Source organism: Mesorhizobium sp. CNPSo 4688, from assembly GCF_057784295.1.
Window position 1 is genome coordinate 1 of sequence record NZ_JBWLUY010000037.1, and the last position, 20,597, is coordinate 20,597.

A 20,597-nucleotide genomic window follows, 5' to 3' on the forward strand; every position below is an offset into this window, starting at 1 on the left:
CGCCATCAGCTACGGCTACGGTCGCTCCCTTGGGGATATCCATTTTTATTGATCTCCGAGATTGCGCCAGCCGGTGGCGAATCCGGTTGATTGCCCGCTGACGTCAGTCTCAACGTTTCAACGCGTTATTGGATGCCTTTCGTGAAGTTTGGTCGAAACCGGGTGTTCCCAGCTCTTCGCAAGGGCGGCAGAGAGCCGTAACGAGGCGCGACCCAAAACCGTCAGTTGCGGGGCAGCACTCGGCCTTGCAAGGCGGGTGCTGCCGGCCCGACAGGTTAAAACTCAGATCGAAGCGAAGGGGCGATCCGATGGCCGGGCAATGCCGGCCAAATGAGCTGGCAAGCCTAGCCCTCAGGAATTCTTCTGCTGCCGCTGCGCCGCGCCGCGCACGAGATTTTTTCGGGGGCAGACATAATGGTTGCTTTGATAGCAGTGAGCGCCAGCGTCACCGTGCCGTCACCGACGCTGCTTGCCGGGCTGTTCGACCTGACGCCTGCCGAGGAAAGGCGGTAGCGCTCTGGCGCTTCCATCAACAACACACCAAACTCATGAGCATCCTATTGCTCCCCCGGACCGACGCGTGTCTCGAGCAAAAAGATCTCCCGACGATGCTTGCTGGAACCGGTGTAACAGAATGTATGCCTCGACCTCGCGCTGAACGGCACCGGTGTAAGGGCTTGCCGGCAGCCCGGGTGCGGCAGGTCCTGCTTGTCTCATCGACTCCGCGCATCCGGCGGCGGACGGCGCCGCCGCCTTTAGTGTTCAGACGTGGTTCGGCCGAGCCATTGTAATTGCAGGAGGCATGTCGCCTTCCTCGATGAGAATATCCTTTTTGCGCGCGAACGCGACGAACACGCCTCGTGCCGTTTCGATGTCGCCCATCAGGGCCGCCTTGCAGGCACGGATCGCGGCCCGCTGTTCGGGACTGTTCCCACACCATTCGGTGGCGAACTGATTAGCGTCGACGACTGTGTTCAGCTGGCGCGGAAAGCCCATTCCGACCCAAACGCGGACTGGAGTTTCGAAAGGCCTGGAGAGCATGGCGAAATCCTCCCTTTAGGCCGTAAGTCCACCATTCCGGCCATTGGTGCCCGTCATCCAGGGCGGCGTGGCCGGAAGGTCCTCCAGAATTCTGGCTACTTTTGCAAATCCTTGAAATGCCCCCTGGGCCGCGGTCAGCGGGTAGTCGCTGTCAAAGGCACGTCGGCACGCGCGCAACGCTGTTTCATACACGGGCCCGCGCCTGTCTTTGGGCCATTCGTAAAGGAACCCCAGCGCATCCTCAAGACAGGCGATTTCCTGCACGAGGCTGTCGCCACTCTTCACAAACACAGGGCGGGATCACCCAGCCTGCGGAGGATATGGGGCCGGGTTTGTGGGTCTTCAAGACAGTGCGTGAGCGGCTTTCTGGCTGTCGCAGCACTTTGCAAAACGCCCTCGGGTTGCAGGCGACCTGCCCTCGAGCCGTTCAACGATGCGCACGGATCATCAGACCGTGACGGCTTAACAAATGTAGTTGCGATCGGCCCTATCCTTGCACATTTTCCGGGCTCTCACTGTTTTGCCGGCTGCCTCTGATCGGATTACCGGAACATTTAAACTGGGCGGCTTCGCCCTTTGGGTAAGTCAGCCACGCTGCCGGAAAACAGGAATGAATTGCCGTCACTTCTCTCTCTCGACGTCGAGAAAAGCTCGGCAACCATACCCCTCGCGGCCGAAACGAACAGCCAGCGGGATTGCTCTCCAGAAAGGAAAGCGTTCGTTGCGCGCAGCTGCTCGATCTTTTCGTCAGTCGAAAGCAATCCGTTTTCGACTATCCGCTGAACCTTCCTGTCGTTGAACATTACCATGCCGACGTGTCCTCAACCGGATCATCGCCCAACGTCGATCTCTTCAGGACGTTCCACAGCCTCATTGAAAACGGTTCTCCGACCAAGGCAGGCCCGTCACCACTCGCGACGGATATTGAGAGGTCGGAAAGTGCCGCCGGGCGAATGGCACTCAGGCCGCGTCCCCCCACTGAACCGCTTCGCCCCCGGTAGGGATCATGCGGCTGAAACACACAACTTGATTGGTGAGGGAACAAATCACCCGCACACAAATTTGTATCAGCTGAGGATGAAGCGCTTAGCAGGGAAAAAGAATGGGATTCTTCGGCAGACTTTTTTCAGGCCTGGTTAGTAAAAAGGTGCAACCGGAAAAGCATGGCGGCGGTGATATGCGTAAGGCTACTGGCGCTGGCCCCGCCTTGGCAGCCCACTCCAAGGACGCGAAAAGCGAAGCTCCGACGGGCCAAAATGCGACGGCAGCGAGAAAGAAATCCGACGGTCGACCTGAACGACGCGGGTGATTTTTGGGGGTTCGAGTAATGGCTAATGCCGACTCCACATTGACATACCCTTCCGACATACTGTCGACACTCGAACAGGTCCAAGCCGCGCACGCCGTGCTCGGGACTCCGGTGCGAGCTGGGAAGAGGATTGCGATCGCCAGTTGCTAGGGGCCGGCCTTGCATTCCTAACCTGGAAAAGGCAAATCCTCAGACTAGACGACCGTGGCTTGGTAACAGTCGTTCACGAGCATTCGCCGCTTGGCGATGACGCCCGCGCCCTCAAGGCTTTCGCTCCTGCTTGGCCCTGGTAAAGCCGCGATCCGTCGCGATGAAGCGTTCCAACATCGGCACAATCAGCCGCACGGGATCGGCTGATGGCTGACCTGAGTCTCGCCCTAGGATCTCGGCATATCTGGACAGGTCGCGGTGCAACCGCGCCGGCACCTCCACTGTGACTTTGACTGGCTTATCGTCTGCGATCGGACCGAGTTTCAACTTGGCCATTTCAGCCTCCATAGGGTTCGAGCACGAGATCGCGCGTGACGATGACGCGCACGGCAAAGCCTGGCCGTATCGTCAGCGTGGGTGCGATGTTGAGCTGGCGCTGGACGATCTGCTGGCCCACTTGGCTGAGGCTGTCGGAGGCGCCGCCGCGCAAGGCGCGCACGATGTCACTTTCCTGTCCAGACGAGCCGGCCTCCGCGCCGACGCTAAGGATAGTGGTGAGTGCCGCGGCCTTGAACAGCTCGGCCCAATGGTAGTCGACGCCGTCCTCAAGGCCGGCATAGCCTTGAGCGTCAGCGCCAGGCTGGCGTTCGAGAACAATGGAACGGCCGTTGGGGAAGACGAGCCTGCTCCAGACAAGCAGTACGCGCCGCTGGCCGAATCCGACCCCGTTGTCGTATTGGCCAATGACGCGCGTGCCTTGCGGGATCAGCAACGAACGACCCGTCGGACTGTCATAGACATTTTCGGTGACCTGAGCGGTGATCTGACCGGGCAGATCGGAACGGATACCGGTTATGAGCGCCGCCGGGATGACAGCCCCTGCCTGAAGCACATAGGGCGATACCGGCGGCGTGACGCGATCCGGCGCCACGGTGCGCCGATCAGTGGCCGCATTCAGAAAGTCGAGTTGACGGTCTTGCGTGGTGGACTGGCCGATCTGACCGGTAAGGTCGGGGCCGCGAAGGTTCGGCGGGGAGGTTCCTCCGGGCTGGGTTGCGGCCATTACGCCAGTTAACTGCCCTGTCTGGAAGAAGACACGCGAGATTCGGGCCGCCTCCTCTTCGGCCCGCCGGCGTTGTTCGGCCTCATCGACCATGGGTGTCGCGATTGTCGGCGGCACGACGGGCTGCCCCTTGTGCTGTGCGTCAAGCATCGGCCGCCCAAGATCGCCTGGCAGCGGCGGCCCAAGAACAGGACCGGTGTAGTCGCGTGGCAGGCTGGCCAGTCCGTCGGCGGGCTGCCTGTTGGACGTTGAGTACAGCTCGTCGCCATGCCGGCCGGTTTCACTCGTTTGAAGCGCGTAGATCAGCGCACCGCCGACGCCAAGCGATGCACCTAAGCCAATGCCGGCGAGCACCTTGCGGGACAGGCGCGTGACGCGCGGCGGATCGGCGCGAAGCTGCATGGGGGCAGCCGGGATTTCGTTCTCGTTCATGATTGCTCCCCTCCCCTTTGACGAAATCCGTTCCTTGCATTCGGCGCCGCGTTGGTGCCTGACATCCACGGACCTCTCCTCGTGGCATCGGTGCGAACGATCCTGACGGTCTGTTGCCGCTTGCCATTGCCAAGCCGCAATTCCGCCGCGCCAAAGAGACGGTCGACGATCAGGGTGTTCTGGTAGACGCGACTGTTGGCAATCTCGGCCTCGCCGTCCGGGCCGATGACGAAGATGGGCGGCATCTCGCCTTGCACGATCCCGCGTGGAAACTCGACATAGACCCGCCTGCCGTCGTCATAAACGCCGACGGGCCTCCAGGGGGGCGCGTCGCCGGTGAGACCATAGCGGTGGTTGCGTGCGGTGATGGCTGGAAGCACCGGTGTCGCGGGGATCGCACGCACTTGTCCGGCCGACGGCGCGGGATAGGCCCATGCCACGGCGGGCATGTACCGCTTCTCGCCCGATTGCAGCTCGATCATGTAGCTGCGCCGGTCGGTGGTGATGACGAGATTGGTGTTGATGTCCGAGCGCGAAGGCTTGACCAACACATGGACGCGCCTGGTGACGCCCGCTCCGCTTTCGGTGTCCCCGATGATCCAGCGCGCGGTATCGCCCGCCGCGATCGGACCTTCGCCGGTCAGGCTTTCGCCAGGCTCAAGCGCGATGTCCGTTATCTGTCCTGGAGCCGCATAGACCTGATAAAGGGCTCCTTCGCTCCAAGGATAAATCTGAATGGCGTTGTAATAGCCCTCACGACGCGGCTGGACTCGCGCCGCCGCGTTGGCGTTCTCGACGCGCGCCTCCGGCGTGCTGCCGGCGACACCGCCGCGGGCCGGGACCCACCCTGGTGGAACGTGCAGCGGCTTTGGCCTTTCATCGAGCGCGGCTACCGGAGCGGCGGGCAAAGGCGGCACGTAGGCATCATAGGAGATCTGAGGCGGTTTCTGCGGTGTGGCGCAACCGGCAAGTATGGAGCCCGATAGCAACACCAAGGCAAACGCCGACCTTGCCAAAGCCGGAGTGGCGATGACACACAATGGCAGGTTCATTGGCTCATCTCCCGGGACCAGTTGATGGCGTTGACGTAGATGCCGAGCGGATTGGCGCGAAGACGTTCGGCGTCGTTTGGCATCTGTGTCACGATCGTCAGGATCGCGGTCCAGCGCTCGGTGCCGGAAAGCTGGCCGTTTTCGTAGTGGTGCTCGATCCAGGCGACACGAAAGGAGCCGGGTGAAGCCCTGATGACCGAAGAAATGTCCACCGCGACCTGCTGCTTGCCGACCCTGGAGAAAGGGTCGTTGGCGCGGGCGTAGTCGTTGAGCGCCGCAGCGCCCTGATCGGTGGTCCAATCATAGGCGCGCAGCCAGTCCTGGCGCAGGATGATCGGATCGGCGGGGATGGAGCGCACCTGTTCGACAAAGCGGGCGAGATGCCACGCTATCTGAGGATCAGTCGGCTTATAATCTGCGATCGCGGGCGCGGTCGCTTGAACCTGGCCCATCCTATCGACCTGCACGACCCAGGGCACGACAGTGCCGCGGCCCAATTGCCAGACCAGTGAAGTGGAAAGGCCTGCCGACAAGATGAGCGACCCGAACGCCATGGCGCGCCAGTTGCGGGCCTGCACGCGAGCAGAGCCGATGCGTTCATCCCAGATCTGCTCCGCCTTTTGATAGGGGGTTTCCGGTCGAGGGGTCTTGCCGTAGTGGACCACGGGTCGCCTAAAGATATTCATGGATCATTTGCCTTCAGAAAGAGAAATCGAAGCTCCGCCGCCATGGCTGTCGCCGGCGCGTACCGCGTGGGCGGCGGCCTGGGCGCCATGAGAGAGGCGTTGAGAGCGTTGCAAGCGTCTGGCCCATTCCGGCTGCCCGTGAGTGCCGGATGGCTTGCCCGCGCCTGACGCCGCGGCTGACAACGCGGCGCCGCCGATCGTTCCCATGGTCGACGAACCGCCGGTGATTTCAGTCGCCGAACTGGCGCCGGAGGCGAAGCTGGACTTAAGCGACTGACCGGTGTTTGCGGCAGCACGCTTGAGGGGGGAGGAGGCTGTCGCGGCGCCGGCGCGCGCAATGCCGCCCAAGCCGGAGGCGATGCCTGCCGCGCCAGATTGGCCCTCGGCGCCAAGCGTATAAGCGGCCGAGGCACCGCCAGCGAGTGACGTGCCGCCACGCGCGGCTGACACCGCTCCCGAGAATGCGGCTGTCCCACCTCGCCCCGCCAGGCCGGTTGCGCCATGGCCCGCAACCGCCATGCCGCCCGCGGCAAGGCCAGTGCCGACGGCCGCACCTGCGCCAAGCTGCGGTCCACCCGCGACGAGGCCGTTGGCGATGCCAGGACCGAAGATGCCGAGGCCAAGCAGCGACAGCGCCGCCAGCACGATCGCCATGGCCTGGTCGATGGTGGGGCTCTCGCCGCCGAAGCCTTGGGTGAATTCGCCGAAGAGCGTCGATCCGATGCCGATGACGACGGCAAGCACCAGAACCTTGATGCCGGACGAGATGACGTTGCCGAGCACGCGCTCGGCCATGAAGGCAGTCTTGCCGAAGAGACCGAAGGGGATCAGCACGAAGCCCGCCAGCGTCGCCAGCTTGAACTCGATCAGCGTCACAAAGAGCTGGACCGCCAAGATGAAGAAGGCGAGCAGGACGAGCGCCCAGGCAAAGAGCAGGCAAGCAATCTGGATGAAGTTTTCAAAAAAGGAGACGTAGCCCATCAAACCGGAGATCGCGTCAAGCAATGGTCGTCCCGCATCGAGACCGGTTTGCGCCACCTTGCCGGGGTGCAGCAGGTCCTGTGCCGAGAAGCCGGTTCCACTCGCCTTGAGACCAAGACCGGAGAAACTCTCGAACACGATTTGGGCGAGACCGTTCCAGTTGGATATCAGATAGGCGAAGACACCGACGAAGAGCGTCTTCTTGACAAGCCGCGCAAGGATGTCGTCATCAGCGCCCCAGCTCCAGAAGAGCGCGGCGAGCGTCACGTCGATGACGATCAGCGTGGTGGCGACAAAGGCGACCTCGCCGCCGAGCAGGCCGAAACCGCTGTCGATGTAGCGGGTGAAAGTGGCCAGGAATTGGTCGATGACACCGGTATTGCCCATATTTATCGGGCCTCGTGCAGGGCCGCATCTGGCGCGTCCGGCTCGCCTATCGAACGCCCCGATGGCTCTTTGAGACCGAGGAAGCGATCGCGCTGTTCGGCCCACAGCCGCGCACATCCATCGTCACGCAGGGCAGCCTCGCCGAGGACCTGGCAGCGGCGCAGACCTTCGCGAAGCGGGTTCGGCATCAAGCCTGCGGTTGTGTCAGCGCCCTCGCCCGCCGGCTTGTTCTCGTTCCGGCTCATACCGAGCGCGGCTGCCGTGACGGCGGCAGCGACAAAGATGACAGCCACCGTGCGAGCGAACGTTTTTCCGTCCATGGCCTTCGGCCTCAGCGGTTGAACATCTGGACCGAGCCGGCCTCGTAGCCGGAGCCTGGCGCCAGGAAGCGGCGGCGTTGCTCGCGGCCCTGATCGACCGCGGCGGCACGCTCGGCCTCAGTCAGCGCCTGGGCGCGGCCGTTGGCGGCGACCACAGCGGTCAGGTCCGCGAGCTGCTGGCCCTGGAGCGCAAGAAGCTGATTGCCAGCTTGCGTCGCCTGCAGCGCTCCGGTCGCCGATTGGCTGGCGCCGACCAGCGCCGACATCTGTGCGCGGCTGGTCTCGATGTTTCCAACGACGCCCGCCTGGATCCGCATGGCGTCCTGAAGGCTGCCTACCGTGTTTTGCCAGCGCGAGCGCGCCTCCGTGACGAGCTCCTGGTCGGATGCAGAGAGCGACACGCTGCCGTATTGCTGCTGAAAGGCCTTGTCGACCTGCTGGACGTCGAAGGCGATGTTTTGTGCTTGCCCGAGAAGCTGTTGCGTGCGTTGCACCGACTGTTGCAGTTGCTGCAGCGAGGACAAAGGCAGGCTCGTCAGGTTACGCGCCTGGTTGATCAGCATCTGAGCCTGGTTCTGAAGCGAGGTGATCTGGTTTGTGATCTGCTGCAGCGAACGCGCGGCCGTCAGAACATTCTGGGAATAGTTCGATGGATCAAACACGATGAAGGCATACGCTGGGGCAGTCATCATCGGCGGGATGGCGACCGGGGCGGCGAGCATCGCCGCGACCATAAGAAGGGCGCGTGGTCGACTTTGACGAACAGTCATGGTTGGGAATCCTTTTCAGGTTCGGGAAGGGTAAGGTTGGGAATGAGGTCGGCGGCCCAGCCGACGTCACGGGCACGCAGCCAGGCCGCCAGGAAGCCGTGGCGGCCATGCTCGGCGATGATGCTGCCGATCAGGGCCTGATCGCTCTTCGAGGACGCGGCGCAAAGTGCCAGCCCGACCTCGGACAGGCCGAGCTCGAAGAGACGGTTGCCGCGACGGGACTGGCAGTAGTAATCGCGCTTGGGTGTCGCTCTCGCCAGGATTTCGATCTGGCGGTCGTTCAGGCCGAAGCGCCGATAGATGGCGGTAATCTGCGGCTCAACCGCGCGCTCATTGGGCAACAGCAGCCGGGTTGGACAGCTTTCGATGATCGCCGGCGCGATGGCCGAATTGTCGATATCGGCAAGCGACTGGGTGGCGAAGACGACGCTGGCGTTCTTCTTGCGCAGCGTCTTCAGCCACTCGCGCAACTGCCCGGCAAACCCCTCGTCATCGAGAGCGAGCCAGCCTTCGTCGATGATAAGCAGCGTCGGACGCCCGTCGAGCCGGTGCCCGATTCGATGGAACAGATAGGACAGGACAGCCGGCGCCGCTTGCGTGCCCACCAGTCCTTCGATCTCGAAGGCCTGCACGGATGCCTGGCCGAGGTGTTCGGTCTCGGCGTCGAGCAATCGGCCGTGAGCGCCTCCGACACAGTACGGGCGCAATGCCTGTTTCAGGTCATTGGCTTGCAAGAGCACGCTGAGCCCGGTGATGGTGCGCTCCTCGACGGGAGCCGAGGCAAGCGACGTCAGCGCCGCCCAGATATGCTCCTTTGCGTCCGGGGTGATCTGGTTGCCCTCGCGCGTCAGGAGCGCGCCGATCCAGTCAGCCGCCCAGGCGCGCTCGTATGTGTCATGAACCCGGGCGAGCGGCTGCAGCGAAACGGAGGCGTCCACGCCTTCGGTGAGGTGCCCCCCGAGATCGTGCCAGTCGCCACCCATGGCGAGCGCAGCGGCGCGGATAGAGCCGCCGAAATCGAAGGCGAATATTTGAGCGTTGCGGTAGCGGCAGAACTGCAGCGCCATCAGCGCGAGCAGCACCGACTTGCCGGCGCCAGTGGGGCCGACGACCAGCGTATGACCGACATCGCCGACATGAAGGACCAACCGGAACGGGGTCGAGCCTTCGGTCTTGCCGTAAAGCAAGGGAGCACTGACCAGATGCTCGTCCCGTTCCGGCCCCGCCCACACGGCGGAGAGGGGCATCATGTGGGCGAGATTTAGCGTTGAGATGGGCGGCTGACGGACATTGGCGTAGGCGTGCCCGGGCAAGGAACCGAGCCAGGCGTCGACGGCGTTGACACTCTCGGCAATCACCGTGAAGTCGCGGCCCTGGATGACCTTCTCGACAAGCCGTAATTTCTCGTCGGCGACGCGCGGGTCGCAATCCCATATGGCGACGGTCGCGGTGACATAGGCCATGCCCGCCATGTCGGCGCCGAGCTCCTGCAACGCCGTGTCGGCGTCGGCCGCCTTGTTGGCGGCGTCGGTGTCGAGGAGGGCTGACGCTTCGTTGGTCATCACCTCCTTGAGGATCGAGGCGATGCTCTTGCGCTTCGCGAACCATTGCCGCCGTATTCTGGTTAACAGTCGGACAGCGTCGACCTTGTCGAGCAGGATCGCGCGGGTCGACCAGCGGTAGGGGAAGGCCAGCCGATTGAGGTCATCAAGCAGGCCGGGTGTCGTGGCGGTCGGGAAGCCGACAATCGAGAGCACGCGAAGATGCTTGTCGCCAAGTCGCGGCTCGAGCCCGCCGGCGAGCGGTTCATCGGCCAACAGCGCATCGAGATAGATCGGCGTCTCGGGGACGCGCACCCGATGGCGTTTGGTCGAGATGGTCGAATGCAGGTAGGTGAGCGTTTCGCCGTCATCGAGCCAATGGCATTCCGGCATGAAACCATCGAGAAGGGACAGCACGCGCTCTGTCCGGTCGACAAAGGCGCGCACGATCTCGCCCGGATCCGCGTCCGACTGGTCGCTACCCTCATAAAGCCACCCCTCGGCGCGCGTGGCGTCTTCGGGCGGTGGCAAAAACAGGAATGTGAGAAAGTAGCTCGATACGAAATGAACCCCCTCCTCGTCGAAATCGGCTTTGCGCTCGGCATCGAGCAGGCTGGAGGCCGCATTGGGAAACTGGCTCTCGGGATAGGAGGCGGCTTCGTGCCGCTGCGCTTCGACAAAGACGCTCCAGCCCGAGCCGAGGCGACGAAAGGCATTGTTGATGCGCGACGCCACCGCAACAAGCTCTGCCGCGACGGCTGAGTCGAGATCGGGGCCGCGAAACCTCGCGGTGCGCTGAAAACTGCCATCCTTGTTGAGCACGACGCCAGGCGCGACGAGAGCTGCCCAAGGCAGATAGTCGGCAAGGCGAGCAGCGGTCCGGCGGTATTCGGCAAGGCTCATCATGGTGGCGCCCTCAAACCGAAAGATGTCCGGGGAGCCGCAGGTGTCGGCGCCCAACTTCGAAAAAGAGCGGATCGCGCCTGGCGGCCCATACCGCCGTGAGATGTCCGATTGCCCAGATGAGGAGACCGACCAGCCACAGCCGCAGCCCAAGACCGACAGCGCCCGCCAGCGTGCCATTCAAGATCGCGATTGCGCGCGGCGCGCCGCCGAGCAGGATCTGCTCCGTCAGCGCCCGGTGAACGGGCACCGTCCACCCCGGCACCGCGTCGAGTTGTTCAAGGGCGGTTGTCATCAGATCAACGCTCCGCCGCCAAACGAGAAGAACGACAGGAAGAAGCTCGACGCCGCAAAGGCGATCGAAAGGCCAAAAACGATCTGGATGAGCCGCCTGAAGCCGCCCGAACTGTCGCCGAAGGCCAGCGTCAGGCCGGTGACGATGATGATGATGACGGCAATGATCTTGGAGACCGGTCCCTCGACGGACTGCAGGATCTTTTCGAGTGGCTGTTCCCACGGCATCGAGGAGCCTGACGCGTGGGCGCTCGAGGCGACCAGGAGATTGACGGCAAGGGCGGTGGCCCCCGTGGCCAGGCGGCGGTGGCAGCGTACAAGGAGGCGGATCATGAGGTTTCTCCTGGGTTGGTCGGTGTGGCTTCAGCAATGCGATAATCGCCGTCAGGGCCGAGACCCTCGACCCGGACGAGTTCGCTAAGCCGTCGCGCGGTGCCACGTCCGGACAGGACGGCGACGAGGCCGATCGTGTCGGCGATCAACGCACGCGGGACAGTGACGACGGCTTCCTGGATAAGCTGCTCAAGGCGGCGCAGGGCGCCGATGCCGGAGCCCGCATGAAGGGTGCCGATGCCGCCGGGGTGCCCGGTTCCCCATGCCTTCAGCAGGTCGAGGGCCTCGGAGCCACGCACCTCGCCGACGGGAATGCGATCGGGCCGCAGGCGGAGCGAAGAGCGAACCAGATCGGCCAGCGTGGCGATGCCATCCTTGGTGCGCATTGCGACAAGGTTGGGCGCGGCGCACTGCAGTTCGCGGGTGTCCTCGATGATGACGACCCGATCCATCCCTTTCGCCACTTCGGCGAGCAGCGCGTTGGTGAGGGTAGTCTTGCCAGTCGATGTGCCGCCGGCGACAAGGATGTTCGCGCGACCGGCAACCGCGGCGCGCAATATCGCGGCCTGACCGGCGGACATTATGCCTGCCGCGACGTAGTCATCGAGCGTGAACACGGCGACGGCGGGCTTGCGGATCGCGAAGGCGGGTGCTGCGACGACAGGCGGCAACAGGCCCTCGAAACGCTCGCCGGTCTGCGGCAACTCGGCCGAGACGCGCGGGGAACGGGAATGGACCTCGGCGCCGACATGATGGGCGACCAGGCGCACAATCCGCTCGCCAGCGGCAGGCGCCAGCATTTCCCCTGTATCGGCCAAACCTTCCGAAAGCCGATCCACCCAGATACGGCCATCCGGGTTCAGCATTATTTCAACGATCGCGGGATCGTCGAGAAACCGGGCGATGGCGGGTCCGAGCGCGGTGCGCAGCATGCGCGAGCTGCGCGCGCGTCCCTCGGTATCGTTGTGCGATGTAGCCATCCTGTCCCCGTTTGAGCCGGGAACGCGTCAAGCAACGCCCGGTCGAGGACGATCAAAAGAGCCCTGAAGCGGTCCAATTCAACGGGTTTCAGCCGTCATCGTAGCGTAGCGTGCAATTACCGGCCAACGGCGGTGCCGGCGGCCGCCGCGCTATAATGTGAACTTTCGCAATAATATATACATGTTTATTGACACATGACTCCCGCCGGGTTTATGAGGGAACAACCGATGGCCTGCTCCTACAGGCATCGTTCTTTCCACGGCGCGGAGGGTGTCATGAGGTCCGGTCCGGAGGGCGCGATTTCTCGGCGCAAAACCGCCCTTCTCAGGCACGCCGAAACGATACTGACATCGTCGCCGCCCGCCTCGACGAAGAGTGGTGGCACCCCGTGAGCATGCTCGAGATCTGGCTGGGCATTCTGCAAGGGGTGGGTATCACCGCAGAGGTCACGGCCTATGGCCTGGTCTTTGCGATCCCCTTCGCGCTTGTCTTCGGCGTCGCGCAGTTTCTGACCACCGGCTTGACGCGCTTTCTGGTTACCGCCGTGATCGAATTCTGGCGCAGCTCAGCGGTCGTCGTCCTGCTCTTCTTCTTTTATTACGTGCTGCCGGTGATGGGGGTCACTCTGTCGGCGCTGACCGTCAGTGCATTGGTGCTCGGTCTCAACACCGGCGGCTATGCCAGCCAGGCGGTTCGCGCCGGGCTGCAGTCTCTGCCCGCCGGCCAACGCGAGGCGGGCATGGCGCTCGGCCTCTCGCGCCCGGCGATCCTGCTCCTGATCGAGCTGCCGCAGGCGCTGGTCGCGATGAGCCCGACCTTCGTCAACAACCTTATCCAGCTCGTCAAGGCGACTTCCCTCGTCTCGTTGGTCACGCTGACGGACATGACCTTCCGCGCCAAGGAAATCGCGCAGACCGACTACGACCCGGTCGCGATCTATTCGGCGCTGCTGCTGGCCTTCTTCGTCGTCTGTTATCCGATCGCGCTTGCAGGCCGCTGGCTCGAGGCGCGGGTCAGTCCTGAAAGAGGAACGCCGCGTGGGATTTAACTTCGATTTCGCACTATCGACCGTCCCGACGATCATCGGGGCGATCGGAACGACCCTGCTCGCAACGGTGTTGAGTTGTCTAGGCGCTTCGGCGCTTGGCTTCACTTTCGAAATGATCCGCCGCGGCGCCGGTGCGACTGGCCTCGCCGTCCGCTTCCTGATCGACTTCATCCGCTCGACGCCGGTTCTGGCCTGGCTCTATTTCCTCTATTTCGTCCTGCCCTTCTACGGGATCCGGCTTGGCGCCATGACAGTCGGCATACTGGGGCTGAGCCTGTACTACAGCGGCTATCTGGCGGAGGTGTTCAAAGCGGGCATCGACGCGATCCCAAAAGGCCAGCACGAAGCGGCCAGAGCCTTGTCGCTCACCCGCCGCGACACGGTCGTTTTCGTCATCGCGCCGCAGATGTTGCGCAACGTCGCGGCACCGTTGGGCAACTATCTTGTTTCGATCCTCAAGGCGACGCCCTATCTTGCAATCCTGGCCGTGCCCGAAATGCTCGGACGCGCCTTCGATATCGCTTCTGAAACCTATCGATACGCAGAGCCGCTGACCGTTGCCGGCATCCTGTTTCTCGCGCTAGCGCTGATACTTGCTTATGGGGTGAAGCGCATCGAGCGGCGCCTGCTTGCAGCTGGACGCCGCTGATGCTCGCTCAAGCCCCACCTCCAGTCCCAGCCGTTCAATCCATCCCTCATGTCCGGATCGACGGCCTCAACAAATGGTTCGGCGCCCTCCACGTTTTGAAAAACATCGATCTTTCCGTACGAGCGGGCGCACGCATCGTCGTTTGCGGACCGTCCGGCTCCGGCAAGTCAACCTTGATCCGCTGCATCAACGGTCTCGAGCCCTTCCAAAGGGGAACGATTCAGTTCGAAGCGACAACTCTGGACAAAGATGGCCGCGATACCGCGAAGGCGCGCCGGCAGACAGGCATGGTGTTTCAGAGCTTCAACCTGTTTCCGCACCTCACCGTGCTCGCCAACTGCACGCTGGCGCTGCGCCGCGTTCTCCTGAAACCGGCACGGGAGGCCGAAGAGATCGCCATGCAGCATCTGACAGCGGTGCACATCCCCGAAAAGGCGCAGGCCTACCCGGCCCAGCTCTCGGGCGGCCAACAACAACGCGTGGCGATCGCGCGCGCGCTTTGCCTCAATCCCCGCATCATGCTGTTCGACGAACCCACCTCGGCGCTCGACCCGGAAATGATCAAGGAAGTCCTGGACGTCATGATCGCGCTGGCGAGAAGCGGCGTGACCATGGTCTGCGTGACCCATGAAATGGGTTTCGCACGCGAAGTCGCGGATGAGATCGTTTTCATGGACGAAGGCCGCATTGTCGAGCATGCCTCGTCCAAAGACTTTTTCTCAACAGCCGCTCACCCACGCGCCCGGCTGTTCCTGGATACCATCCTGAGCCATTGATAGCAGATGCGTGTGGACCGGCGTGCCGGCAATGGGCGCGCACGAGCGCCAACTGCCGGAATCGCCGGGCAGGTCACCAGTCCGGCGCGAACGCGTAGCCAGCCGAGCGGACCGTCCGGACCACATCGCTTCCCACGGATGCCCGAAGCCTTTTGCGCAGCCTGGCTATATGGACGTCGACGCCCCGCACATCGGTTGCGGCGGCATGTTCAGGCCAGGCGGTCGCGACCAGTTCCTCGCGGCTGAAGACCTTGCCAGGCTGCGCCAAAAGGCTGCGCAAAAGCTTGAACTCGATCGGTGGCATCAGGATCTCGTTTTGCTTGAAGAATGTCCGGTGAGTCTGCCGCTCGAGCCGGAAATCGCCCTGCACCAACTCACCCGAGTCCGTTTCGCGCGATAGCTTCGCAAGGCGCGCTTTGCCGTGAAGCCAGGCCAGAAGCTGCTCCGGGGCGAACGGCCGGGAAAATATCTCGTCGACTCCAGCCTTGATCAAATCGAGATGCAGCTTGCCGGAGCGCGGGGCAACCAGGGCCGCGACCGGCGTCGCTTTGGTTGCGGCGGCGGACTTCAACCAGCCGGGCTGCTTGACCACTTCACGGTCGCCTGGATGGCAGTCCATGACCACGGCAAGCGGGGTGGTCGCCGCGATGGCGCTTGCGATTTCCCGGTCTCCCGTAATCAGTCGAATCTCGAAGCCAGCTACCGAAAGTATGTGCCCGAAAACCAGGAAAAAATCCGGGTCCTTCGAGGCGATCAGGACCAGCGGCTTCATGAGTCCATCAACCGGGTTCGACACATCATAGCGCTGACTAGCGCGCAAATGGGCGCGATGACAATATCCCTTGGTTTCTTTGAATCTTTTCGACCTTTCTGAGTCGCGCCTCAGCCCGAGTCTCGGGTGCTTATGGATAAAGCGGGAATGCATCGAGTGTAGACGGCAGCTTTGCGCCTCATCCCGGCCGTTGAAGGCAGCTGCGCCGTTGCCAGAAAGCGGACATCATTGGTAACTGAGCTGGACGTCGCCATACCGAAGCGGTCATTGCGGATGTCTACGTGAACGGACCTGCCAATTGTGCCCTGATGCGTTGTGGCGGGGCGTTTGGCCGCTTCCGCAGATCAAGTGATCCGCGCACACCGTCGCGACGTAGAATGCAATAGGGCGCACGGAGACCTTGCCGATGAAAGGGATAACTGCATTCGCAGTGGCCACGCTTGTTTCAGCAATAGCGCATGCCGACGTTCTATCCGACGCGCGCGGTGTGTGGTTGAGGGACGACGGCAATGCGCGCGTCAAGATTGCTCCTTGCGGAGAGAAACTGTGCGCAACCAATCTCTGGATCAGGGATACCAGTAAAGGCGAAGACGTTGGCGACAAGCTGATCATGACGCTCAAGCCGAATTCCGGCAGCACGTTGAAGGGGAACGCCTATGACCCCAAGCGAAAGCTCACATTTTCGATGACCCTACGGGTTGCCGGCAAAGGGTTGACGACGCGAGGCTGTGTCATCGGCGGAGTGATCTGCAAAAATACCAATTGGACGCCGGCAAAGTGAATCGGGCCACACAATGAATGGCAGGTCAGGTTCGGCGCCGACCATTGTACTGTTTCGACGTGACCTCCGCGTTAGCGACAACGCCGCCCTTGCGGCTGCGGCCGACCGCAATGGACCTGTTCTGGCGCTCTTCATTCTTGACGAAGACATACAGCGAACTAGGCCGATGGGGGCAGCAAGCCGCTGGTGGTTACACCATTCGCTGGTCGCGCTAAGCCAGAGCCTGGAAGTTTCCGGCGTGAAGCTTGTTTTTGCTCGGGGCAGAACACGAGATGTCGTCGCCACGGCCATTGCGGCGAGCGGTGCGGATTGTGTGTACTGGAATCGTCGTTACCAGCCGGCTGAAGCGGCAGTAGACTCGGCGCTGAAGACGAAACTTCGCGAAGCCGGGCTGATCGCGCAAAGCTTCGATGGCGCGCTGCTCCACGAGCCCTCCCTGCTCAAGACTGGCTCAGGCGGATACTACAAAGTCTACACCCCTTTTTGGAAGGCACTGTATAACGGGAGCGCCCTACGCGATCCGATCGATGCCCCGAAATCAATCAACGGCTGGGAGGGTAAGTTCGACGGCCTGGCCCTGCACGAACTCGACCTCCTTCCCAAAACGCTTGATTGGGCGGAAGGGCTTGCAGATCGATGGACCCCTGGCGAAGCCGGCGCTCGGCAACGACTGCAAGCCTTCAACAATGAGGATTTGGCTGACTACGAAAACCGACGCGATATACCCTCCATTCGGGGCACCTCGCGCCTCTCACCCCATTTAGCGTTCGGCGAAGTCACGCCAGTTCAAATATTCGCCGCACTGCAGCGATCGGACAAGGCTGGCGCGACGCAATTCCGCAAGGAAATCGGCTGGCGAGAATTCTCCTATCATCTTCTATTTCACAATCCTCACCTGCACGAGCACAGCTTCCGCCCCGAATTCCAGGGCTTCACGTGGCGCCGCGACCGCGGAGCGACAAAGGCCTGGCAGACCGGGATGACGGGTTACCCGATCGTAGATGCAGGCATGCGCGAACTTTGGCGAACTGGGTGGATGCACAACCGCGTGCGCATGATCACCGCCTCCTTTCTTATCAAGGATCTGATGATTGACTGGCGGGAAGGGGAGAGATGGTTCTGGGACACTCTTGTCGACGCGGACCCGGCGAACAATCCCGCAAGTTGGCAGTGGATAGCCGGATCAGGTGCAGATGCCGCACCCTTCTTTCGAATCTTCAATCCTGTCCTTCAGGGCGAAAAGTTCGACCCGCATGGTGACTATGTGCGGCGCTACGTTCCGGAGATCGCTGGCTTGCCCGACCGCTACATTCACCGGCCGTGGGAGGCGCCAGCTGCCTTGCTAGCACACGCGGAAATAGAGCTCGGCAAGACTTATCCAAATCCGATCATTGATCATGGCGCCGCACGAGACCGAGCATTGAACCTTTATCAGTCCATAAAAGACAGGGCTAAGGTATCGAGTGCAAAGGAAACAGCTTTATGATCCGATATACGGTCGCCTATGCAACCACCCTGGTCGCCTTCCTTGCCATTGACGCAGTCTGGCTAACCACGATGTCGCAGCGCCTCTACCGGCGCTATCTCGCGGACATATTGGTGGACGACGTCAATCTCGCGCCGGCCGCTCTGTTTTACCTCATCTACATCGGGGGGATTATCGTCTTTGCTACGGCGCCCGCCTTCTCGACCGGCAAATGGACGACCGCGGCGGCCTATGGCGCGCTCTATGGGTTCTTCGCCTACGCGACCTACGATCTTACCAACCAGGCGACCGTACGCGGCTGGCCGACAATCATCACGGTGGCCGATATCTGCTGGGGTTCCCTGCTCAGCGCGGTGGCGGCGGTTGTTGGCTTTCTGCTGACCCGCTACTTTCTGCGCGGCGACTGACGTCGTCGCCGCTCAGACGTTGCAAGGGCGCCCGACAAAAGCAAACCGACAAAGACGATCAATGTCGCGGCGCTCAAGGCGTTGAGCCCCACCATGCCACTATTGTCGGCAGCGCTATAGTCGGCCAGTGGCTGACCGAATACGCGCTCAGGTATGAAGTAGGCTGCAGCGCAGAGCGCAATGACAGCGAGCCCGATTGGCCGTTCGGAAGGCCTGAACAAGGCAGCGCCGATCAAAGCGCAAGGAATGAGGAATATCTCGACCTCCGACCCGATACCGAACGCCTTGGTGCTGAGGATGCCATTGGCGATGCCTGTCAGCGGTAGCATGAGGCGCCCGGCGAGCGGATATTGCCTGGCGACTGCCGGAACGGCGATAAAGAAGGGCGTCGACAGAAAAGTGAGAAATGACGGCGCGACCTTATCGGCGCCGACCACCGCCCATAGATAAAGTGGGTAGAAGGGCTGATTCCAGGCGACAACCAGCGCAATCCAGTTAGCGGCGGCCGTCAGCGGATCGTCATGCGCGGCATAGGCGGTGATCCGCCGCCAAAGGCGCGCGAAGGCCGGCATGTCAGCCGGCCGGCCGGAGCAGGTAGTGGCTAACGCCCCACTCTTTACCCGTGACATGGCCGAACAGGCCTTCGGTGGCGAGGTAGAACAGCCGCCAGCGCCGACGCCAGAGCGACGCATCAGCGCCATAGACAGCCGAAAGAATGGCGTCGATCTGGCTGCGGTTGTTGTCGAAGCGCGCGAGCCAGTGCCGGGCGGTGCGTGCGTATTGCAGGCCGCTCCACCGCCATTCGCGCTCGATCGAGAAGCAATCCGAGAATTGGCTGATAAGGTTGTGGCTCGGCATGATGCCACCGGTGAAGAAGTGTTGAGCAATCCAGTCGGCCTCATCGCGATGGTCGAAGCGGTAAGGGCTATGGCGATGGTTGAAGATGTGGACGAACAGCCGGCCCTCGGGCTGGAGCCAGGTTCGGATACGAGCGAGCAGGTCGAGCCAGTTAGACATGTGCTCGAACATTTCAACCGATACCACGCGGTCGAACCGCGCCGTCGGCTGGAATTCGTTCATGTCGGCGGTGATGACCTCGATATTGCGCAGCCCGAGTGCTGCTGCCTCCGCCTGAATGTAAAGTCGCTGCGGAGTCGAATTCGACACCGCCACGATTCTGGCCGACGGAAAACGCTGCCCCATGAACAGCGTCAGCGAACCCCAGCCGCAGCCGAGTTCGAGGATCGACTGACCATCGCGAAGCCCTGCGTGGTCAACGGTCTGCTCCAGCGCGGCGATCTCCGCCTCGGCCAATGTCTCGCTCCCCGTGGGATATAGGCAGCAGGAATATTTGCGGCGGGGACCAAGCGTCAGCGCGAAAAACTCCGGTGGTAACTCGTAGTGCTGGTCATTCGCGGCTGCCGTGTGCTCGGCTATTGAACGGCCGGCCATGTCTTTGGCAAAGCGCCCGTCGTCGACTGAGGGTCCCGCCGCCAGCCGCCGCCGTGTCCGACCGACGAGAACCTCGATGCCGTAGCGGGTGGCGGAGTCTGGCAACGGGGCGCGCTCGACAGCGCGGATTGCGGATGCGATCAGGCTCACCTTCATCTCCTTCAATGGGCGGCAGTCGCCTTTGGTAGGCTTGGCCAAAACGCATTGACACGCGCCTGGTAGCGCCGAAATTGCTCGCCACGCGAGCGCAACATATGGGCCTCAAGCGGCGGGATGCCCGATACATGGACAAGCAGCCAGTACATCAGGACTGGGCCGGCCAGCGTGATCCATCCCCATGCATAGTGACCTGAAGGGTCGATGCCGATCACCACATAGGCGAGCCATGCCAGCCATTCGAAGAAATAGTTGGGGTGGCGCGACAGGCGCCAAAGGCCCACATCGCAGACCCGGCTTTTGTTGGCGGGGGCCGCCCGGAAAGCCGTCAACTGGCGGTCGGCCGTCGCCTCGCCGCCAACCGCCAGCAACATTAGCGTGACACCGGCCCAATCATTTGAACCGAAGGCGAAGGCGGGATTGTGGGCAGCACCCACGATCGACAACACAAGCAGGAAAGCAGCCGCGGCCTGGACCTGCAGAAACCAAAACAGCCTGGCTCGGAAGCTGGAGCCCCATTGTTCCTTGAGCTGGCGGTAGCGCGGATCGTCTTGGCTGCTGCGTGCTGTCCGGTTGGCGATGTGGAGGGCTAGCCTCAGCGACCAAGCCAGCGCCAGAATGGCAACCAACCATTGCCGGTGCACCGAACTGTCACTGGGTGAAACGAAAAGTGCCGCCCAAGCACCGAAGATGCCCACGGCGAATGACCAGATCGCGTCGATCCACCCCGACCGACCCGTTCTCAGAGCAACGTACCACGCCACCACCATGATCACCGAAAGACCGATAGCAACAAGGAAGAGGGGGGTAGCGACGCTCATGGAACG

Annotated in this window: 24 protein-coding genes; 6 read left to right on the top strand and 18 right to left on the bottom strand. The window is 62.4% G+C overall.

Annotated features, from left to right (window positions below; genetic code table 11):
• Positions 1-762: 762 nt before the first annotated feature.
• From AC04SH_RS32910 to trbB, 14 genes are all read right to left on the bottom strand, one after another.
• Positions 763-1,041 (bottom strand): DUF982 domain-containing protein, encoded by a 279-nt coding sequence (locus tag AC04SH_RS32910; RefSeq protein ID WP_488577898.1) that lies wholly within the window; start codon positions 1,039-1,041, stop codon positions 763-765.
• A gap of 15 nt (positions 1,042-1,056) precedes the next feature.
• Positions 1,057-1,332 (bottom strand): DUF982 domain-containing protein, encoded by a 276-nt coding sequence (locus AC04SH_RS32915; RefSeq protein ID WP_488577899.1) that lies wholly within the window; start codon positions 1,330-1,332, stop codon positions 1,057-1,059.
• A gap of 263 nt (positions 1,333-1,595) precedes the next feature.
• Positions 1,596-1,850: a hypothetical protein gene (locus AC04SH_RS32920; protein WP_488577900.1), complete on the bottom strand. Its 255-nt coding sequence runs from the start codon at positions 1,848-1,850 to the stop codon at positions 1,596-1,598.
• 761 nt (positions 1,851-2,611) lie between these two features.
• Positions 2,612-2,836, bottom strand: coding sequence for a DUF2274 domain-containing protein (locus AC04SH_RS32925; protein ID WP_477345409.1), 225 nt, complete (start codon positions 2,834-2,836; stop codon positions 2,612-2,614).
• 1 nt (position 2,837) lies between these two features.
• The gene (locus AC04SH_RS32930; protein WP_488577901.1) at positions 2,838-3,995 is read right to left on the bottom strand and encodes a TraB/TrbI/VirB10 family type IV secretion system protein; all 1,158 of its coding nucleotides are present in this window, start codon (positions 3,993-3,995) and stop codon (positions 2,838-2,840) included.
• Positions 3,992-5,047 (bottom strand): P-type conjugative transfer protein TrbG, encoded by a 1,056-nt coding sequence (gene trbG, locus AC04SH_RS32935; protein ID WP_488577902.1) that lies wholly within the window; start codon positions 5,045-5,047, stop codon positions 3,992-3,994. Before trbG ends, AC04SH_RS32930 begins: the two co-directional genes overlap by 4 nt.
• The gene (gene trbF / locus AC04SH_RS32940; protein WP_477352688.1) at positions 5,044-5,733 is read right to left on the bottom strand and encodes a conjugal transfer protein TrbF; all 690 of its coding nucleotides are present in this window, start codon (positions 5,731-5,733) and stop codon (positions 5,044-5,046) included. Before trbF ends, trbG begins: the two co-directional genes overlap by 4 nt.
• Positions 5,734-5,736: 3 nt before the next feature.
• Complete coding sequence (trbL, locus tag AC04SH_RS32945; protein ID WP_488577903.1) at positions 5,737-7,101, bottom strand: P-type conjugative transfer protein TrbL; 1,365 nt, start codon at positions 7,099-7,101, stop codon at positions 5,737-5,739.
• A gap of 2 nt (positions 7,102-7,103) precedes the next feature.
• Positions 7,104-7,421 (bottom strand): putative entry exclusion protein TrbK-alt, encoded by a 318-nt coding sequence (gene trbK-alt, locus AC04SH_RS32950; protein ID WP_488577904.1) that lies wholly within the window; start codon positions 7,419-7,421, stop codon positions 7,104-7,106.
• Positions 7,422-7,432: 11 nt separating this feature from the next.
• The gene (gene trbJ, locus AC04SH_RS32955) at positions 7,433-8,191 is read right to left on the bottom strand and encodes a P-type conjugative transfer protein TrbJ (protein ID WP_488577905.1); all 759 of its coding nucleotides are present in this window, start codon (positions 8,189-8,191) and stop codon (positions 7,433-7,435) included.
• The gene (gene trbE, locus AC04SH_RS32960; protein ID WP_488577906.1) at positions 8,188-10,638 is read right to left on the bottom strand and encodes a conjugal transfer protein TrbE; all 2,451 of its coding nucleotides are present in this window, start codon (positions 10,636-10,638) and stop codon (positions 8,188-8,190) included. The genes trbJ and trbE overlap by 4 nt, the downstream gene beginning before the upstream one ends.
• 10 nt (positions 10,639-10,648) lie before the next feature.
• Entirely contained in the window at positions 10,649-10,930 is a 282-nt protein-coding gene (locus tag AC04SH_RS32965) for a VirB3 family type IV secretion system protein (protein ID WP_112394163.1), read from the bottom strand.
• A complete protein-coding gene (locus AC04SH_RS32970; protein ID WP_488552461.1) occupies positions 10,930-11,262 on the bottom strand; it encodes a TrbC/VirB2 family type IV secretion system protein in 333 nt (110 codons plus the stop codon). Before AC04SH_RS32970 ends, AC04SH_RS32965 begins: the two co-directional genes overlap by 1 nt.
• Entirely contained in the window at positions 11,259-12,242 is a 984-nt protein-coding gene (trbB, locus tag AC04SH_RS32975; RefSeq protein ID WP_488577907.1) for a P-type conjugative transfer ATPase TrbB, read from the bottom strand. The genes AC04SH_RS32970 and trbB overlap by 4 nt, the downstream gene beginning before the upstream one ends.
• A 389-nt stretch (positions 12,243-12,631) precedes the next feature.
• Here trbB and AC04SH_RS32980 point away from each other — a divergent pair, with 389 nt between their 5' ends.
• Genes AC04SH_RS32980 through AC04SH_RS32990 form a run of 3 tightly spaced genes read left to right on the top strand, consistent with a single transcriptional unit; the run spans position 12,632 to position 14,716 of the window.
• Entirely contained in the window at positions 12,632-13,291 is a 660-nt protein-coding gene (locus tag AC04SH_RS32980) for an amino acid ABC transporter permease (RefSeq protein WP_488577908.1), read from the top strand.
• Positions 13,281-13,940, top strand: a complete 660-nt coding sequence (ehuD, locus tag AC04SH_RS32985) for an ectoine/hydroxyectoine ABC transporter permease subunit EhuD (protein ID WP_477345386.1) — start codon at positions 13,281-13,283, stop codon at positions 13,938-13,940. Before AC04SH_RS32980 ends, ehuD begins: the two co-directional genes overlap by 11 nt.
• Positions 13,940-14,716 carry an amino acid ABC transporter ATP-binding protein gene (locus AC04SH_RS32990; RefSeq protein WP_488577909.1) on the top strand — a complete coding sequence of 259 codons (777 nt, stop codon included), beginning with the start codon at positions 13,940-13,942 and terminating at the stop codon, positions 14,714-14,716. The genes ehuD and AC04SH_RS32990 overlap by 1 nt, the downstream gene beginning before the upstream one ends.
• A 73-nt stretch (positions 14,717-14,789) precedes the next feature.
• Here AC04SH_RS32990 and AC04SH_RS32995 read toward each other — a convergent pair whose 3' ends face one another.
• On the bottom strand, positions 14,790-15,641 hold the full coding sequence (locus tag AC04SH_RS32995) for a winged helix-turn-helix transcriptional regulator (RefSeq protein WP_488577910.1): 852 nt from the start codon (positions 15,639-15,641) through the stop codon (positions 14,790-14,792).
• Between the two features lie 253 nt (positions 15,642-15,894).
• Between AC04SH_RS32995 and AC04SH_RS33000 the strand changes: the two genes are divergently transcribed.
• The 3 genes from AC04SH_RS33000 to AC04SH_RS33010 are packed head-to-tail and all read left to right on the top strand — an operon-like array spanning position 15,895 to position 18,162.
• Entirely contained in the window at positions 15,895-16,269 is a 375-nt protein-coding gene (locus AC04SH_RS33000) for a DUF2147 domain-containing protein (RefSeq protein ID WP_477345380.1), read from the top strand.
• A 13-nt stretch (positions 16,270-16,282) separates the two neighbouring features.
• Entirely contained in the window at positions 16,283-17,755 is a 1,473-nt protein-coding gene (locus AC04SH_RS33005; protein ID WP_488577911.1) for a cryptochrome/photolyase family protein, read from the top strand.
• Positions 17,752-18,162: a DUF2177 family protein gene (locus AC04SH_RS33010; protein ID WP_477345376.1), complete on the top strand. Its 411-nt coding sequence runs from the start codon at positions 17,752-17,754 to the stop codon at positions 18,160-18,162. The genes AC04SH_RS33005 and AC04SH_RS33010 overlap by 4 nt, the downstream gene beginning before the upstream one ends.
• Here AC04SH_RS33010 and AC04SH_RS33015 read toward each other — a convergent pair.
• Genes AC04SH_RS33015 through AC04SH_RS33025 form a run of 3 tightly spaced genes read right to left on the bottom strand, consistent with a single transcriptional unit; the run spans position 18,141 to position 20,591 of the window.
• Entirely contained in the window at positions 18,141-18,734 is a 594-nt protein-coding gene (locus AC04SH_RS33015; protein ID WP_488577912.1) for a hypothetical protein, read from the bottom strand. The two genes, AC04SH_RS33010 and AC04SH_RS33015, sit on opposite strands and share 22 nt — an antisense overlap.
• A 1-nt stretch (position 18,735) precedes the next feature.
• The gene (locus tag AC04SH_RS33020) at positions 18,736-19,764 is read right to left on the bottom strand and encodes an SAM-dependent methyltransferase (protein WP_488577913.1); all 1,029 of its coding nucleotides are present in this window, start codon (positions 19,762-19,764) and stop codon (positions 18,736-18,738) included.
• Positions 19,765-19,775: 11 nt separating this feature from the next.
• A complete protein-coding gene (locus tag AC04SH_RS33025; protein WP_488577914.1) occupies positions 19,776-20,591 on the bottom strand; it encodes a DUF1295 domain-containing protein in 816 nt (271 codons plus the stop codon).
• Positions 20,592-20,597: the final 6 nt, after the last annotated feature.

Excerpts from the sequence above, each read along its gene's own strand:
- AC04SH_RS32910 (WP_488577898.1), bottom strand. The coding sequence starts at position 1,041 with ATGCTCTCCAGGCCTTTCGAAACTCCAGTCCGCGTTTGGGTCGGAATG.
- AC04SH_RS32920 (WP_488577900.1), bottom strand. The coding sequence starts at position 1,850 with ATGGTAATGTTCAACGACAGGAAGGTTCAGCGGATAGTCGAAAACGGA.
- AC04SH_RS32925 (WP_477345409.1), bottom strand. The coding sequence starts at position 2,836 with ATGGCCAAGTTGAAACTCGGTCCGATCGCAGACGATAAGCCAGTCAAA.
- AC04SH_RS32930 (WP_488577901.1), bottom strand. The coding sequence starts at position 3,995 with ATGAACGAGAACGAAATCCCGGCTGCCCCCATGCAGCTTCGCGCCGAT.
- trbG (WP_488577902.1), bottom strand. The coding sequence starts at position 5,047 with ATGAACCTGCCATTGTGTGTCATCGCCACTCCGGCTTTGGCAAGGTCG.
- trbF (WP_477352688.1), bottom strand. The coding sequence starts at position 5,733 with ATGAATATCTTTAGGCGACCCGTGGTCCACTACGGCAAGACCCCTCGA.
- trbL (WP_488577903.1), bottom strand. The coding sequence starts at position 7,101 with ATGGGCAATACCGGTGTCATCGACCAATTCCTGGCCACTTTCACCCGC.
- trbK-alt (WP_488577904.1), bottom strand. The coding sequence starts at position 7,421 with ATGGACGGAAAAACGTTCGCTCGCACGGTGGCTGTCATCTTTGTCGCT.
- trbJ (WP_488577905.1), bottom strand. The coding sequence starts at position 8,191 with ATGACTGTTCGTCAAAGTCGACCACGCGCCCTTCTTATGGTCGCGGCG.
- trbE (WP_488577906.1), bottom strand. The coding sequence starts at position 10,638 with ATGATGAGCCTTGCCGAATACCGCCGGACCGCTGCTCGCCTTGCCGAC.
- AC04SH_RS32965 (WP_112394163.1), bottom strand. The coding sequence starts at position 10,930 with ATGACAACCGCCCTTGAACAACTCGACGCGGTGCCGGGGTGGACGGTG.
- AC04SH_RS32970 (WP_488552461.1), bottom strand. The coding sequence starts at position 11,262 with ATGATCCGCCTCCTTGTACGCTGCCACCGCCGCCTGGCCACGGGGGCC.
- trbB (WP_488577907.1), bottom strand. The coding sequence starts at position 12,242 with ATGGCTACATCGCACAACGATACCGAGGGACGCGCGCGCAGCTCGCGC.
- AC04SH_RS32990 (WP_488577909.1), top strand. The coding sequence starts at position 13,940 with ATGCTCGCTCAAGCCCCACCTCCAGTCCCAGCCGTTCAATCCATCCCT.
- AC04SH_RS32995 (WP_488577910.1), bottom strand. The coding sequence starts at position 15,641 with ATGCATTCCCGCTTTATCCATAAGCACCCGAGACTCGGGCTGAGGCGC.
- AC04SH_RS33000 (WP_477345380.1), top strand. The coding sequence starts at position 15,895 with ATGAAAGGGATAACTGCATTCGCAGTGGCCACGCTTGTTTCAGCAATA.
- AC04SH_RS33005 (WP_488577911.1), top strand. The coding sequence starts at position 16,283 with ATGAATGGCAGGTCAGGTTCGGCGCCGACCATTGTACTGTTTCGACGT.
- AC04SH_RS33010 (WP_477345376.1), top strand. The coding sequence starts at position 17,752 with ATGATCCGATATACGGTCGCCTATGCAACCACCCTGGTCGCCTTCCTT.
- AC04SH_RS33015 (WP_488577912.1), bottom strand. The coding sequence starts at position 18,734 with ATGCCGGCCTTCGCGCGCCTTTGGCGGCGGATCACCGCCTATGCCGCG.
- AC04SH_RS33025 (WP_488577914.1), bottom strand. The coding sequence starts at position 20,591 with ATGAGCGTCGCTACCCCCCTCTTCCTTGTTGCTATCGGTCTTTCGGTG.